Source organism: Mesorhizobium sp. Root102 (genome assembly GCF_001425625.1).
Lineage (GTDB): Bacteria > Pseudomonadota > Alphaproteobacteria > Rhizobiales > Rhizobiaceae > Mesorhizobium.
Genome location: NZ_LMCP01000048.1, coordinates 188618 through 203467 on the forward strand (window position 1 = coordinate 188618; position 14850 = coordinate 203467).

General features: G+C 63.8%; 15 protein-coding genes. 1 reads left to right on the plus strand and 14 read right to left on the minus strand.

Features of this window, described 5'->3' with window-relative positions:
* Position 1: 1 nt before the first annotated feature.
* Positions 2 to 493, minus strand: coding sequence for a hypothetical protein (locus ASD12_RS32085; RefSeq protein ID WP_056596575.1), 492 nt, complete (start codon positions 491 to 493; stop codon positions 2 to 4).
* Positions 494 to 524: 31 nt separating this feature from the next.
* Between ASD12_RS32085 and ASD12_RS32090 the strand changes: the two genes are divergently transcribed.
* A complete protein-coding gene (locus ASD12_RS32090; protein WP_162252310.1) occupies positions 525 to 1511 on the plus strand; it encodes an acyltransferase in 987 nt (328 codons plus the stop codon).
* Between the two features lie 19 nt (positions 1512 to 1530).
* Here the strand turns inward: ASD12_RS32090 and ASD12_RS32095 are convergent, their stop codons facing one another.
* The 13 genes from ASD12_RS32095 to ASD12_RS32155 form a co-directional block, all read right to left on the minus strand.
* Entirely contained in the window at positions 1531 to 2235 is a 705-nt protein-coding gene (locus ASD12_RS32095) for a methyltransferase domain-containing protein (RefSeq protein ID WP_056596581.1), read from the minus strand.
* Positions 2178 to 3086 carry a hypothetical protein gene (locus ASD12_RS32100; RefSeq protein ID WP_056596584.1) on the minus strand — a complete coding sequence of 303 codons (909 nt, stop codon included), beginning with the start codon at positions 3084 to 3086 and terminating at the stop codon, positions 2178 to 2180. The genes ASD12_RS32095 and ASD12_RS32100 overlap by 58 nt, the downstream gene beginning before the upstream one ends.
* Before the next feature lies 1 nt (position 3087).
* Complete coding sequence (locus ASD12_RS32105) at positions 3088 to 3708, minus strand: hypothetical protein (protein ID WP_056596587.1); 621 nt, start codon at positions 3706 to 3708, stop codon at positions 3088 to 3090.
* Between the two features lie 7 nt (positions 3709 to 3715).
* Entirely contained in the window at positions 3716 to 4066 is a 351-nt protein-coding gene (locus ASD12_RS32110; RefSeq protein ID WP_056596590.1) for a DUF2190 family protein, read from the minus strand.
* 73 nt (positions 4067 to 4139) lie between these two features.
* Positions 4140 to 5759: a hypothetical protein gene (locus tag ASD12_RS32115; RefSeq protein ID WP_056596593.1), complete on the minus strand. Its 1620-nt coding sequence runs from the start codon at positions 5757 to 5759 to the stop codon at positions 4140 to 4142.
* A gap of 96 nt (positions 5760 to 5855) precedes the next feature.
* Complete coding sequence (locus ASD12_RS32120; protein ID WP_056596595.1) at positions 5856 to 6485, minus strand: HK97 family phage prohead protease; 630 nt, start codon at positions 6483 to 6485, stop codon at positions 5856 to 5858.
* Complete coding sequence (locus ASD12_RS32125; protein ID WP_056596598.1) at positions 6478 to 7992, minus strand: phage portal protein; 1515 nt, start codon at positions 7990 to 7992, stop codon at positions 6478 to 6480. The genes ASD12_RS32120 and ASD12_RS32125 overlap by 8 nt, the downstream gene beginning before the upstream one ends.
* Positions 7993 to 8187, minus strand: a complete 195-nt coding sequence (locus ASD12_RS32130; RefSeq protein ID WP_056596602.1) for a hypothetical protein — start codon at positions 8185 to 8187, stop codon at positions 7993 to 7995.
* A 4-nt stretch (positions 8188 to 8191) separates the two neighbouring features.
* Positions 8192 to 10144 carry a terminase gpA endonuclease subunit gene (locus ASD12_RS32135; protein WP_056596604.1) on the minus strand — a complete coding sequence of 651 codons (1953 nt, stop codon included), beginning with the start codon at positions 10142 to 10144 and terminating at the stop codon, positions 8192 to 8194.
* Between the two features lie 21 nt (positions 10145 to 10165).
* Positions 10166 to 10765 (minus strand): winged helix-turn-helix domain-containing protein, encoded by a 600-nt coding sequence (locus ASD12_RS32140; protein WP_156398691.1) that lies wholly within the window; start codon positions 10763 to 10765, stop codon positions 10166 to 10168.
* 253 nt (positions 10766 to 11018) lie between these two features.
* Entirely contained in the window at positions 11019 to 11975 is a 957-nt protein-coding gene (locus ASD12_RS32145) for a hypothetical protein (protein WP_156398692.1), read from the minus strand.
* A 203-nt stretch (positions 11976 to 12178) separates the two neighbouring features.
* Complete coding sequence (locus ASD12_RS32150; RefSeq protein ID WP_056596613.1) at positions 12179 to 13048, minus strand: DNA cytosine methyltransferase; 870 nt, start codon at positions 13046 to 13048, stop codon at positions 12179 to 12181.
* Positions 13045 to 14850, minus strand: a complete 1806-nt coding sequence (locus ASD12_RS32155; protein ID WP_056596616.1) for a phage/plasmid primase, P4 family — start codon at positions 14848 to 14850, stop codon at positions 13045 to 13047. Before ASD12_RS32155 ends, ASD12_RS32150 begins: the two co-directional genes overlap by 4 nt.

Consider the following 14850-nt stretch of genomic DNA (forward strand, 5'->3'; position numbering starts at 1 on the left):
CTTAGCGTCCAAAGACATGAATTGTGCCGCCCGTCAGATTGCCGCCAGTGTTGTTGGTTATCCGCACCGCATTGATTGGCGATGTCGACTGGACGAACACAGACCCGAGACCAAGTGTCTGATTTTCGATTATTTTCGGCACACCGTTCAGGCCCGATTGCGGGATCTTGATAATGCCAGACCGGGCCAATGCGCTGTTCGATGTGCCGAAACCAACGCCGGTTGTATTGGCTTCTATGTTATTGGCGACGAGATTAACGTAGTCCCCGCTCGTGTTTCTATAGTTTGCCCCGTTGTCGGTGCTGACATAGAGGACGCGCACGCCGGAGACAGACACCGTTATATTACGCACAAGCAGCATCAATTCATTGTAGCTGCCGAGGTTGGTGAAATCGACGTTGGCCACATCGGCGGAGTAAGTCCAGCTGTTGGCCAATGACCATGCCGCGCTGCCTCCGGCGGCAGGCGGTGCGGATTGAAGGAGTTGCAGCATCTATTTTTGCCTCGCGCCGTGACGAATGGACATGCGGTTCACCTTCAGTAATATTGGCGTGATGGGGGGACGGCTGCACGGATTGGACGCTTTGCGCGGGGTCGCGGCGATAGCCGTTGCCGTGCATCACCTGGCGCGCATCTACAAATTTCCGGCCTCGCCGTTCAGCCCTTCAATCTCTGTGGACCTGTTCTTCATTTTATCCGGATTCGTGATGGCTCGAACCTACGAGGACCGGCTGCGCCACGACATGACGACACTGCGTTTCATCGGTCTTCGATATCGCAGGCTGTTCCTGCCGTTGGCGGTCGGCTCGACCATCGGGCTGGCCCTGGTGGCGGCGAATTCAGGCCTCGCGGCGCATCTGGTTGCAGCCTATGCCTTGATCCTATGCTTTCTTCCAGTGGTTGGGCGTCCAGCCTTTCCGCTGAACGTGCCCGCGTGGTCGCTGTTCGTAGAGATCGTCTGCAATATCCTGCATGGTGCGATCCTCTCGAAGATTTCGAACATGCAACTGTTGGTCGTTGCTGTGGCGGCGGCGCTGGTCTTCATCCCCAGCTTCACGATGGGTTTGTCGCTATGGAGCCCGGCCTTTACCTCAGTCCTTTGGCTGATCCCACGCGAGTTGACCTGTTATCTCGTCGGCATCTGGATCTTTCGAACCTATGGCGATGCGCCGCTCGGAAGCAGACCGATATTGGCGGTCTGCGCCTTCGCGCTAGCCCTTGGCCTCGCCTCGATCAACGCACCGCTAGAAATGTTGGCTTTGGTCTGCTGCCCGTTCATCGTCCGCGCTTCGCTCGGGATGCCCCGGATGAGATGGGCGATCTGGGCCGGCGCAATTTCCTACCCGCTATATGCGACACACGTCCCGGTCTTGCAGGCTGCGCGCGCTATGGGCTTGCAACCCTTGTTCGGCGTCATGCTAGCGGCTGCCGTCGCCATTCTCATCGCGGCGGCGTTCGAAACCCGGCGCGGCGGCACGAAGCCGCGCGGCGCTCACCAGATCAGCACCTGATCGGCGACGCGCACGAAAATCATGTTCGAGCCAGCCCACGAGTGCAGCGTGAAGCCCTTGACCGGCCTTCGCCGCGCCGCCGAAATGCGAAAGTGCCGATATCTTCACGACCGCAATCGGTTTCCATCCTGTTGGAGGACACAACATCGAAACCGCAGTCGTCGAACGCCCGGATGAGACCGTCGCTGGTGAAATACCAGACGTGCTCGTCCTTGCGGAAATGCTTCGAACAGAGCACGTGCTGACCGTCCCTGAAAATCGGGATCGAGACGAAGACCCATTCGCTGACACGCGCCAGCAAGGCGCGAAAATCCGGAATGTGTTCCATCACGTCCCACAGCGAAACGGCCGGAACGCGCTCCCGATAGGGGTCGATGAACAGACCGCGCTGGCGCAGCCATGCTTCCGCGACGGGATTGACGTCGAAGCCGAACGTTGTTTCCGATGCGACTGAGTTGCGCCGCTCGATGAAGGCACCGGAGCCGATGCCGACATCGACGAGCCCGCCCTGATAATGCCCGCTCACGAAGTCGACGCGCGCCTGCATCAGCGCCCGGCCGATCAGCGTGTCGGCCTGTTGCTGGAAGCGCTCGAAATAGGCCGCGTCGTACGGCTCGATGCCCGCCTCGACCGGATAGAAGCCGATGCCGAGCTCGGGCCACCAGGTCAGCTGGCGGGCGGCGCAGGCATCGAAGAAGTCAGGCCGCGGCGGAACGCCAGCCACTGGTTCATCAGGTCCGGTATCGTCTTGTCGCAGCAATGCAGCATGTGTGAGCACGGGCAGAACCTCAAAGGTTTGGCAAAACCGAGCCGGGACAGATCCATCCGCGGGTCCGTGATGACGGAAGCGGCGTTGTGGGCGCCATGGCCGCCCTGAATGATGAAGGCGTTGCTCTTGATGGCGATCGCCGCCGGCACGATCCAGCCGACGCCGCCGACGATGATGTCCGCTTCCCGCGCCATGGCGAGCAGCTCACGCACCGGAAACTCACCCTTCAGAAAGGCGTCGTGATGCGGCGGCAGTTCACCGTCCAGCCACTCACGGCCGGGCTCAAGGTCGGCGACGGCGACCACGCGATGCGTTGCCATCAGCTCGCCTGCGATCGTTGCGACATATTCCGGGCGCGGATTGCGCGCCTCGTTGCGCCACTCGGCTCGCACCGTCACCGGGCGCACCATTGCAAGCGGCCGGTCGCATGAAAGCGGAGCCGCGCCCATGTCGGGCAGATCCCAGACCGGCGCCGTCAGCCTGACCCCTGCCGCGCCGATCTGCCGTTCAAGTGCCGCTATGATCGAGCCGCGCACAAGATCCGTATGCCCGTAGCCCAGGCGCAATTCGCGAGCGGCGCGCGGCGGTATCGACCAGCGCGACGACGGCTGGCGCGCGACGTTGCGCATCTGCGTCCGCAAATTCCGATCGATCCTGACGAAGCGGACGGCAAGGTCCTCGTATAGCTCGGGCCACGGCGTATCGAGCCAGACATCGTAGCGTTCGGCGCAGGCGCGCACGATCGGCCGCGCAAAAATATTGTCGCCGAGTCCCCACTGCCCCCTGATGACGAGAGATGGCTTCATGTCATCGCGCGCGGTCGAGCATGGAAAGCACGTCTCCAAACGACATCTTCGGCCAGCAAGCGACGTGGCTGACCGGGGAACAATTGATGACCTCGACGCCGAGCGCCCGGATTGACCGCGCCAAGCCTTCCAGTTCGGCGCGATGGCGGTCGAACCAGCCTTTTCTGAGCGGGTTCGGATAGAGCCCGCCATGGTGGTGCCGGCGGCCATCGGAACCCAGGCAGCCATCGACGCCAAGCAGGACGATGCGGGCGACGCCGCGATGGATAGCAATGTTGATGGCGCCCGAAACCGAGGTGGCATCGAGCGCGACACGGCCGGGATCGGTCGAGACGCCTGACGCCGGCTTGATCTTGACCAGCCGCTTGACCGTCTTCGGACCGCCGACTGGCGAGGTGGTGAAGATTTCCCCGGCAAAGGCCGGCTCTTTCCATCCGGTGTCGGTCCACCAACCGGCATCGGCATAAAAAAGCGCATCCGCATCAGGCCAGGCGAGGTGCGCCGAGTTGATGGCGATGACCCGCCGCCCTTTCAGGAGCGACAGGTCGAGATCGAGCACGGACGGCCCGCCCGCGAGCACGAAGGCTGTTTCGCCTTCCCAGTCGCGGGCGAGTGTCGCCACGGTGCAATCAGACGGTGAAGGCGGCCGACAGCCTGACCTTGCCGGTCGCGGACGGGTTATCCGCCGCCTCGACCGCAACGCCGATCAGTTTGTTGGATCCGGCCGTCGAAGTGGCTTCTGCATCGGCAGCGACCCAATAGATCTTCTGGCCGAAGGTCCAGGCCTGCGCCGAGACCTTGGCCAGTTCGAAGACACCGATCAGCGACAGAGTGCCCTCATCGCCAACGGCGATATCGCCGTTGGCGACGCCAAACAGCGATCCGGCGACGACGCCATCGCCCGACGCGACAGCGACAGCGTCGGTCACGTCTTCATTGGTCCAGGCAATCTCGTTACCCGGCTGGATGTAGTTCTTCATGATTTGCCTCCTGTAGAGGGACGGATGAAAGGGGAACGGGCGGCGATGACCGCCCGTGAGGTGTCAGGCCGGGTTAGGCGCCGGGGTTCTTGTAGCCGAAGCGGTAGTCGACAGCGCCGACGCCGAAATCGAGCTCGACCGACATCTTGAAGCCCTGGGTGCCGAACGGCTCGTCGGTGCGTACGCGCGGCGCCTCGTAGCCTTCCAGATAGCCCCAGCGGTAGTTGGACCCCATGGCAGGATCGGCGAACGCATACCAGGCGTTGCCGGTGATCTGGGCGGTGTCGAGCACGCCGAGCTTGCCGGAGAAGATGTTGACGGTGGCAACGGTTGCCGGCGTGATCGAGGCGATCAGCATTTCCGCCTCGGTCAGCTTGTCGGGTCCGACAAGCAGCATCTTGGCGGCGTTCTGCAACAGCTGGTTGCCGCCGGTCGACTTCTGCTTCGACATAGCAGCACGCGCCTTGCCGACATTGGTGACGTCGATGACCGTGCCGGGGCTGGCGAGGTTGGCATGGTCGGCATGGAAGACCGTCTTGCCGTCCGCCAAAGCGGCGTTGAAGGCCATCGAATAGAAGGTGACTTCTTCGAACAACGCGACGGTCGGGCCATAGCTCGACAGCAGGTCGGCAATGGCGCCGATGTTGTCGTTGATCAGCATCTGGCGGGTGATGGAAAGCGCGATGGCGTAGCTGAACGCCTGCACGGTTTCCGCACCCTCATTGAAGGTGCCGTATTTGATCTCGCCGGATTCCAGCACCTTCTGCAGCATCGGAAAATCGCCGATCTTTACCGTGGTGTGCGGCCGGAAATCGTTAAAGTTCTGCTTGCGGGCGATGCTGCGATAGGTCGGCTGCGCCAGGGCATAGCGGCCTTCGAGTGTGCGGTTGATGGCATTCTCGAAGATGATCGGGAAATCCGACGTCGACATGCCGGCGCGCGTCAGGATCTCGTCCTTCTGGCGCGCATTGACCACCATGCCGCCGCGCCAGTCGATCGACTGCGCCGCGATATCGATGACGCTGCGGCCCATGAACTGACGGGCAGCGGCGGAAGGCCCGGCGACCGGCAACGGTGCGCCGAGCGAATAAGACAGCGCCTCGGTCATGGCGGTGCGGCGGACGTCGCGATCGTCCTGCGTGATGCGGGCAGGATTGGTCGGCGTCTGGCGGGCAGCCAGACGGTCGAACATCTGCGCCCGGAAGGTCGCCGGATCGACATTGGTGCGGATCGCCGTCTGTTCATCTTCGGTCGACAGCTCGACGCCCTGGGCGCGAGCCGTCGCCGCGATGCCGACGATGTCGGCGGCACGGGTCGCGGTGTCGGCAGGCGGCGTCTGGCGCTGGCTGCGGGTCTCTTCTTCTTCCGCCGTGCGGATCTGCGCCCTGACCTCTTCGATCTCGGTCAGGATCCTGGCATGGTCGGCCTCGATCGTTCGCGCCGCATCGGGTGCGGTATCGTCCTTGATCTCGGCCTTCTTCTGCTCGGCCTTGGTGGTCAGTTCGGTCAGCTTACTGCGCAGGCCGGCAAGCGCCAGCGGCGCCGCATGGGCCAGGTCGGTGAGGTTGAAATGCTGGTGCAGGTCGAAAGACGACAGATGCGGAGCCGCATATGCCAGGTCGGCACCAAGGCCGAAGATAAGGCCGGCGCACAGGATCATGGCGACGGCCGCGGAGAGGAAAGCCTTTTTCATGGCTTTTGGTCCTTCTTGCGTTTCCGGGGCGATGAGCCGTCGCCCTGCGTCCCCGGTGGAGCGCAGGCGGCCGTTGAGAGGCTTATGCTTCTGGGTCTAGCGGCCGAAACCGGCCATCCGCTGCTGCATGCCGAGACGGATGCGGCGGACCTCGTTGGCGTCGGCGAGCGTGCGCATGACGCGGCAATCGAACGTTTCCGGCTTGGCGCCGTCGCTGCGCACTTGCGCGCCGGGATCGGCCGGGATCGGCACCGCCGAGATTTCCCACGGCTCCCAGTCGACGACGCGGTGCAGCGGCACCTTGCCATCCATTTCCTTGCGCTCGACGGCGTGGATGCGGTAGCCGACCGAGATGTTGGAAACCGTGCCTTCCTTGATCCGGGCGACGCGATCGACGGCGTCGGCGGCGGCCGACAGCTTGACGGTGGCGACGCCCTTGCCGCCTTCGATCTTGGCCGATCCGCGCACCACCGATCCGATGACGTCGTTGAGGCTCCACTGGCCGTGCGTGTCGAGGAACGGCGCACCGGCATTGAGGCGGCCAAGGCGAACGGAATTGCCGCTGACGATCAATTCCTCGTCGAACTCGCCATCCATCCACGAAAAGCGCCGCACCGTGGCGCCCGTGGTCCAGATGACATCGATGCTGTTGGTTGCTTCATCGAAGGAACCGGCGCGCACCTCGGCGTCGCGCAGCATCTGCGGCAGGCGGATGATCTCAGTCATTGTTGCCATCCTGTGGTGTTTGCGGGGCGCCATCCTGCGGCGCCGGCGGCGATCCGCCGTTGAGTGGGCGCCGGCCGTCGATGTCGAGGGCGAGCTTGGCCTTGTCGGCGACATCGAAGAATGTCGCGGTGTCGGCGACCACCTTCTTCCAGTCGCGGCCCCAGGCCGAGATGAACTCCTGCGGCGACTGGCGACCGGCGCGGACGGAAGCGATATCCGCCTCCAGATCCTTCTTCGGATCGATCGGCTCGTTGGCCGGCATGATCAGGTCGACCGGATAGCCGCCACTGCGCGGCTTGAGCTTGCCGGCAAGGATGGCACGGTCAGTGAAGCGACGCGTCGCTGGCAGCACCAGCCGCGGCGCCATCAGATGCCACTGGATCTGCTCGACCAGGCGGCGAAAATCGATCTTGCCAGCGCGCAGCGACGAGTAATTCGCCTGCCTGAGATCGCCGGTCAGCTGGTCATAGGTGATGCCGGCGCCAGCGGCCATCGCCTGCATGGCGGCGAGGTAGACGGTGCCGAACTGCGATTGCGACGACGGCTGCGCGAAGACCATGTCGGAATTGCCGATGTCGACGATCATGCCCGGCTCGATGCGGGTGACCTTCTGGCTGTCGCCGGCGCCATCGGCGGCGTCCTTGGTGGCGAACGGGTTAGGGTCGCCCGGATTGGACTTGCGGAAACCAGCGAAGCATGCCTGCGTCCGCGCCTGCATGAGGGCAGAATCGAACAGGTCCTGCGCTTCCCTGCCGTTCAGCAGGATCGGCGCGAACCAGGTGATGCCGCGCACCTGGCCCCAGCGCAATGGCCGGTAGAGGTGGCAGAGATCGTTCCAGCCGACCAGCGCCGATCCGCCGACCAGCGACGACACCGACATGTCGCCGGGATGGTTCTTCCACAGCCACAAGCCCTTGCGGCGGCCATTGTCGCCCAACTCAACGCCCAGCCTGGTGTTCGATCCGGCAAGGCCATAGTCGCGTGAGGCATCGATCTGGTCGCCTTCGAGACCCTGCAGCCTGAACGGCACGCTGCCATCAGCCTCGGCCGACGTCAGGTCGACGAAGCGGATAACGCTGTCGCCGCCCTCGACCATCGAGCGCAAAGCCAGCGCCTGCATGGTCGGCTCGTCGAGAACACCTTCGACATCGGCCTGTGCCTGCCATTCCTCGCGCACCAGCCGGAACTGGTTGTCGGCGCGGTCTGACCCGGTGTTCGGCACCACGGTGATGCCGGTGCCGACGACATGCGAGACTAGAACGTCGAGGATGCGTTGGCCGGCCCAGCTGTCCCTGACGAATTCGCGCGCCCGGTTGCGCAGCGTGGCCAGCGCCTGGCCGACCTCGACATTGGCCGAGGTGCCGCGACCGGTCCAGCCCTTGTTGCGGCGGCCGGACTGGCCAGCGGCATAGCTGCGCTCGAAGCCTTCCAGCGAGGCACGCGCGGCAGCGCGGCGCAGGCCGGCCTGCGGCGAGAACACCGAGATGAGGCGGTCGAGCGCGTTCATTCAGGTGCCGCCATGGTATTCGGTGAACATTGCGCCGGAGGTCGATCCCTTGACCTCGACCTCCATGCGCGCCAGCACGCGTTCCATCTCGGACATCGAGCGGAAGGTGGTCAGCGTCTCGCCGTGCTTGAAAGTCAGCACGCCTGACGACATCGCCTTCTTCAGCGTGTCGATGTCGGTCTGCGTCCAGGCCATCGGATCAATCCCAGAAAGAGGCTTCGGCCGGCTGCTCGACTGAAGCCTGCTGTTTCGGTGTTTCGGGCGCCCGCATCTGCACCTGCAGGATCTCAGGGGCGAAAAAGTCGAAATCCTTGGGGAAACCACGATCGGCGGCGATCTTGCGCCACTGGTCGGCGGTCATGCGCGACAGGCCGAGATAGTCGGCAAGCGCTGAATTGTAGACTTCGCAATCGAGGAGATGGTTTTCCTCACCGCGGCGCACCGTCCAGACACGCCGCACACGGCCGCGAAACGTCTCGTTGGACAGATACTCTGAGGTGATCTGGCGGAAATACACCTCGTCCTGCCAGAAACCGAAATGGATATAGCCTGACGGGTTGGCCGGTTGGCCGGCGGCGATGCCTTCCTTGCGCAGGTCGGCGTAGAAGGCACCTTTCAGCGACCAAGTGCCGACCGCCCAGACCATGGCACCGTTGCGGATGCGCTTGCCCTTGAAATCGATGTCGACCGGCGATGGCTGGCCCAGCGCCGGGCGGCTCCATCCGTCGACACCCTTGAGGGCGAAGGTCGCCGCCTTGCCGCGCACCCAGGAGTAGACGACATGGCTGCGGTAGCCGCTGTCGATGCCGAACAGGTCGACGGCGCGCGTCTTGCCGTAGGCATCCGGCCACTGCTTGGTGCGGATCTTCTCCAGTTCGAGGAAGGCGCCGGCATGCGGATCGTCGGTGGCGCCGTCGATATAGCCAGCGTCGACAACCCAGCTCTGGCGGTCGGGCGCATAGGCTCGCACCGACCACCAGATGCCGTTCATCTGCACGTCGGCCGCACCGGTCAGCATCAGGCCGGCGGCCGGGATGTGGCCACGCTTCAGGCTATGATCGCGGCGCTTCATCAGCCCGACATGGTCGGGCGCGTCGCCCTTGATGTCGAACGGCAGGCCGAGCGTCAGGTTTTCGAAGGTCTTGAGCTTCTGCGGGTCGCCATTGGCTGTGACGAATTCGTCTGCGATCACATCCCAAGGCACGAAGGGCGAAGTCAGCGCGTCGAAATGATAGCTCGGATAATCACCCGGCTTCTTGTCGGTGGCGATCCACCGGCCCTTGCGCATCAGCGCAACTTTTTCGTCGCCCTCGACGATGGTGCCGCAACAGGGCGTAACGTAGTGCGCCTTGTAGGGGTAGCTATCGTTGAACTTGAAATGCGTACGGTCGAAGATGAAGCGGAACATGTCACCGCAACCGGGGCATGGCATGTGCCAGTAGCGCTGGTCGCCGGCCTTGAAATAGGCGTCGATCTTGGACGCGCCCTTGACGGTCGGGGTCGAGTTGTAAACCCGCTTCCACTCGCCTGACATCAGGAAGGATATCTGCCTGGCCTTCACCATGCCGATCGGATCGCCCTGGCCGTCGAGATCGTCAGGGTATTCGTCGACCTCGTCGAGATAGGCGACCTTGATCGTCTTCGACCGCAGGTCCGCCGCCGATGTGGCGATGGCCAGCGTCAGCGAGCCGCCAGGGTAGACTTTCGACGTGACGGTCGATGACCCGCCGGCGCGGCTGGTCTGCGAACGAACCTTGCGGTTAAGGGCTTTCGACTTCTCCAGCGCCGGCTGAAGCTTGTCGCGGTTGAAGTCGGACAGCGCGCCGGTGGTCGGCTGGACGATCATGATCCGGCATGGGTCCTGGTCGATCATATGGCCGCAGGCGGCGATGATCAGCGTGGTGAAGCCGGTCTGCGAACTTTTACGGATGGCGATTTCGTTGACGCCGGACTCCATCGCCATCATGTCGAGCGGTTCGATGATGTAGGGCGTCAGCGACGAATCCCACAGTTCGCCCGACTTCGGCCCGTCCGGCACCACCAGGTTGGCCTTGGCCCACGCGGACGGCAAGGCGCGGTCCGGCGGCATGATGATCGACGCAAGCGCACCGGCGACGACAGCCAGCGCCGATCGCTTGAACGCCAGCTTCATCAGGGTAATCCCGAAAATGGTTTAGTCGTTGTCGCCGAGGTCGAATTCGGTGGCGCCGTTGTCCTCATCGGCACGGCCTTCGCTGGCGATCAGGGTCAGCGCCTCGCCGGCCTTGCGGCGCAGCTGATGCTCAATCTCGCGCAGTTTGCGGCGCATCGCCGGTTCGCCGTCCTTGGCCGCCGCCATCAGGTCCGGCGCGAAGGTGGCCAGTTGCCCGAGCGACCGCACGATCGCCTCGCCGGCCTTGATCATCGCCAGCTCGACCGACTTGACCGGCACAAGGTTGCCGAGCCGTTCGTTGACATCGAGTGCTGAGCGTCGGGCTTCCCACTGCGCCTTTTCAGTCTGCGCGTCGCGCATGGCGCTCGGCGGTTCGGACCGTTCGGCCTTGACTGTCTCGGCCGCCTGTTCGCGGTAGGCGTCGCCGGCAACACCGACCGCCTTGTCGTATGCTGCCAGATCCACCAGGCGCTCGCGGCCCTGGCGGCGCGTCGTCACCAGGCCTTCGCGTTCGTAGCGGTCGACCCGCTTCTTCACCGCGACTTTGCTGACCCCCTTGATCGCCGCGATTTCCGACAGCGACTTCCAGACGCCTTCCGGCATCAACGGTGCGCTGGTCACAAGCATTCCTCGGTAAACCGTTTACCCGCCATCGTTAACATCGTTAACCCGGTTTTCCGGCATGTCTGACTAGAAAACCCTCGCGCTACCGCCGTCCCGCATACAGTTTGGGGCGGGGAAGGACCCGTGACGGGGGGGGGTGCCGGGCGCGCGTCGGGGGTGCCGAAACGAGAACACCCCGCGACCGGTGCCGGTGGCGGGGTGTTCGATGCTTTTTATCCGTGACAAGACATCCACCAAATCGCTGCACGCGTCAAGCGGGTGCTGCATTCTTTTTATTGAACAGCTTGAACCATGACGGGAAGCGCCTTGCCATCAGCGCATCGGCCTTGTCCTGCTGCGCCTTGAGCAGCACCGCATCGCCGACGAGATCGGCTAGCACACGTGACGATGGCATGGGTGTCAGCCATGGTGCCACCGGTATGGTCGAGGGCAGCATGACCACGTCCTGCATGCGGTGCGCCACCGCGTCGTGCACCATGGCCAGTGCCGACAGCCATATCTCATGCTCTGCCCTGGCAATGATGGCGTTGACCGGATCGGGATCGAGGTAGGGCTTGGTGTAGGCACCAGGCAGCGCATCACCACGCTTGTCGACGCCATTGACCTCGATCATGCGCGCCACCGTCTCATCGCAGCCGTCGATATGCCTGCCCGTCAGCTGGTCCTGCGTGACCTGCAGATAGTAGCGCGGCTTGCCGTTGCCATGCCGCTCGATCTCCTGCGTGACAGCGTCGAGCTGCATGCCATCCGCATCCCAGCCCATCACCGCACGCCTGATGATCAGTTCGGAAGGCTTCAACCGCAGCGTCACCCTGCCCTGCCCGTCCTCATGCGTCATGCGCCGCCAAGCATCGCTGACCGCCTTGGCGCCAAGGCCGGCGAAGCGGTCAAGCTCGGGCGCAGGGCGCCAGTCCTCGGGCAGGTCGAGCGCATAGTCGTCGAGCGCCATCACCGCATCGCCGATCGCCTGCGCATCCTCGCAGGGCCAGCTGTCGGCGGAAAAGTCCGGCACCGCACCGAAGGCGTTGACGCCGAACGCATCGACCAGCGACAGCAGTTCAGCGAAACGCCCGGTGCTGTCCCATCCGCCAGCCATCGCCATCGGCTTGTCCTGCCGCCTCGGCACCTTGGGCAGTTCATCCCGCCATGCCCATGCGATGACATCCTCGACCGGCCCGCTGCGTTTTCCCGCCGCATTGCGGCTCAAAGGGCGGTTCCTGCTGGTCACAAAGCCCAGATCAGCACCATCTGCACCCATTTTCATTATCTGCACCCTTTCCTTAAGTAGCTAAACCCTTGTTTTCGCAAGCAAAACAACAATAGAAAAACGCGATGGTGCAGATGGTGAGGGTAATCTGAGATAACGCATATGACAGGCAACCATGCTGCCCTATCCCCCTTGCCGAGACATCATATGCGTACCCGGAAATAACCGGCACCATCGGCACCATCTGCACAACCGATTGATTTCCCTATCCCTTTCACGGTGCCGATCCAGCGACGATGCCCGTGCATCAGCACCATCAGCACCGCCAAAGGGTGCCGACAGACCCGATGCCAAGCCTCGCAGCGCGAAGCCTGACCAAGGGGAAAAGGGAAAAGCGCGATCACGGGATCTTGCCCTCGCGCGCCAGACGCTCGATCAGGTCGATGCGCATGCCGATCCATCGCATGACGTTGACGGCCATCGAGTTGCCGTAGCCTCGGAATTGCGGACCATTGGGACACTCTTCCGGTGGCTTGCCTCGCCATGGAATTCGATACGCGCCAAGCGATCCCGTAGGATGCAGCGCTTCCCGCAACGATGCCGGCACCGCGCCAGCCGCCGGCGGGCACGCCGACGACGCGTCCGGTGAGGAAGCCCAGAAAGTCAGCAAAGTCTCGTCCGGCGGCGCTGGAGAAGACGCCGGGGACATTTTCCCAGACGACCCAGCGGGCGCCAAGGCGCTTAGCCAAGCGGACATACTCAAGGGCAAGGTTGCCGCGCGGATCATCCAGGCCGAGACGCTTTCCAGCGACGGAGAAGGATTGGCAGGGTGTCCCGCCGACGAGAAGATCGACAGGTCCAGCGTCGCCTGGGATGGATGTGAAATCGCCATGGTTCGGCACTCCGTTCTTGGAAAGCGGCTCGCCCGGCAGGTTCGAGCCGTAGTGATGCGCAAGCACGGCGGACGGGAACGCCTCGATCTCGGAAAAGAATTTCGGCCGCCAGCCGAGCGGCTCCCATGCGACCGACGCCGCCTCGATGCCAGAACAGACCGAGCCATAGGTCAGCGTCATCGCCCATCCTCCCCATATCCACCATGGCCTGGATCACCGCCGCCCTGGCTTTGCCATTCCGGCCTGATGCCGATGCCGCGATAGAAGGTTTCGCCATGCGACCGCTGGCGCTGGAACTGCTTCATCTGCCCGTCCGGCCCCTCGAAGCTGCGCTCGGCCGACTTGGCGAAGCGCTTTTCGAAGGTCGAGCGGTTGAAGGCGAAGACGCCTTCCGATGCCGCGAATTTCTCGAAGGCGTGATAGAGGTCGATCGGCTTTTCCTTGTCGTCGGGGTTGCCGGTGACATGGCAGGCCATGCGGATGAAGGTGCCGATGGCGTCGCTTTCCTGGCGGTATTCGTTCGACGCCGCGCGCACGCCCTCGGGGATCTCCAGCCCGTGGTTGAGATAGTCGACGGCGCCTTCGACCATCCAGGCGAAGACGGCGGCGGCCTCGGCGCGTAGCTTTCTGGGAAGCGCGCGGTCGGTGTCGCCCTCGGCGATCTGGATCGTCCACGGCACCAGCAGCAGGCGGCGCCAGATGCCGTCGGAATCATCGTCGATGCGCGGCTTGTGGTTGCCCGACAGCACGATCTTGAAATGCGGGTCGACCTCGAAGAAATCCTTGTGGAGGCGCCGCACCGGGATCTTCTCGCCGCCGGTCAGCGTCTTGATCAGCGCGTCCTTGAGCTTGACGCCAGCCTCCGGTTCCGATGCCGCCACCAGCCGCGCGCCGGGCAGCCGGGCAAGGTCGGGCGTCGCCTCGCCGCCGCCGCGCTTGTTGTCGCCGGAAAAGCTGTCGATCGACAGCGTCACCGCATAGTCGCCCATGATGAAGCAAAGCAGGTCGACGAAGGTCGACTTGCCGTTGCGGCCGGCGCCGTAGAAGAACAGCATCACCTGCTCGATCGTCAGCCCGGTCAAGAGATAGCCGCAGAAGCGTTTCAGGAAGGCACGGATCGCCGGATCGGGCTGCACCTTGATCAGGAACTTCTTGAACTCCGGCATGTCGGGCCTGGCCTCGGCATCCCATTCGGCCTCGACCATCTTGGTGATGAAATCGCCCTGGCGGTGCTCGCGCAGCCGCGCGCGCCATTGCGTGCTGAACCTTGGATCGTCGGGATCGCTTTCCTGATCCTCGATCTCGGCCTGGTGGAATTCGATCGTGCCGTTGCGGCAGTTCACCCAGTATCGTTCTTTGTTGAGATCCTGCACCTTGGCAGCCATGTAGGGCTGGCTTTCGCAGAGCAGATTGTTGAGCTTCGACGATCCGGCCGTCGACTTGGCATGGCGACGGCGCGAACCGATCCGGGCGCCAAACTGCTCGGCGATGCGCTTTGCCGCCTCGACCGCCATCTCGTAATCACGCTTGCGGGCCACGGCGTCGAGGTCAGGCAGGCGCTTGCTCTTGTCGGCCTCCATGCGCGCCAGCGCTTCCGCCGCCACCTCGCCAGCCGCCATGATCGCCTGCTCGTCGTCGCTCGGCGCGATGGCGCCGGCTTCCTTGCGGATCGCCTCGGCGGTCTTGTGCGCCAGCTGACGGATCAGCGAGCCGTCCTCGTCTTCCTTCCAGCGCTTGCCGTCGAAGACATGCCAGCCGATATGCGCCACGCAGATGGCAATGTGGCTGGCCGCACCGGCATGCTCTTTCGCCAGGTCGCCGAAGCGGCGGCGAAGCCGGCGGCCGTTGCCGATGTCGGTTTCCGGCTCGGCCGCGCAGGCGGCGAGCAAAAGATGCTCGGGCGTCGGCTCGCCATCGTCGCCTTCTGGCGGCGGCAGGTCATCGTCCGGCAAATCCGGCTGGAAGTCGTCATCCCCCTGCAT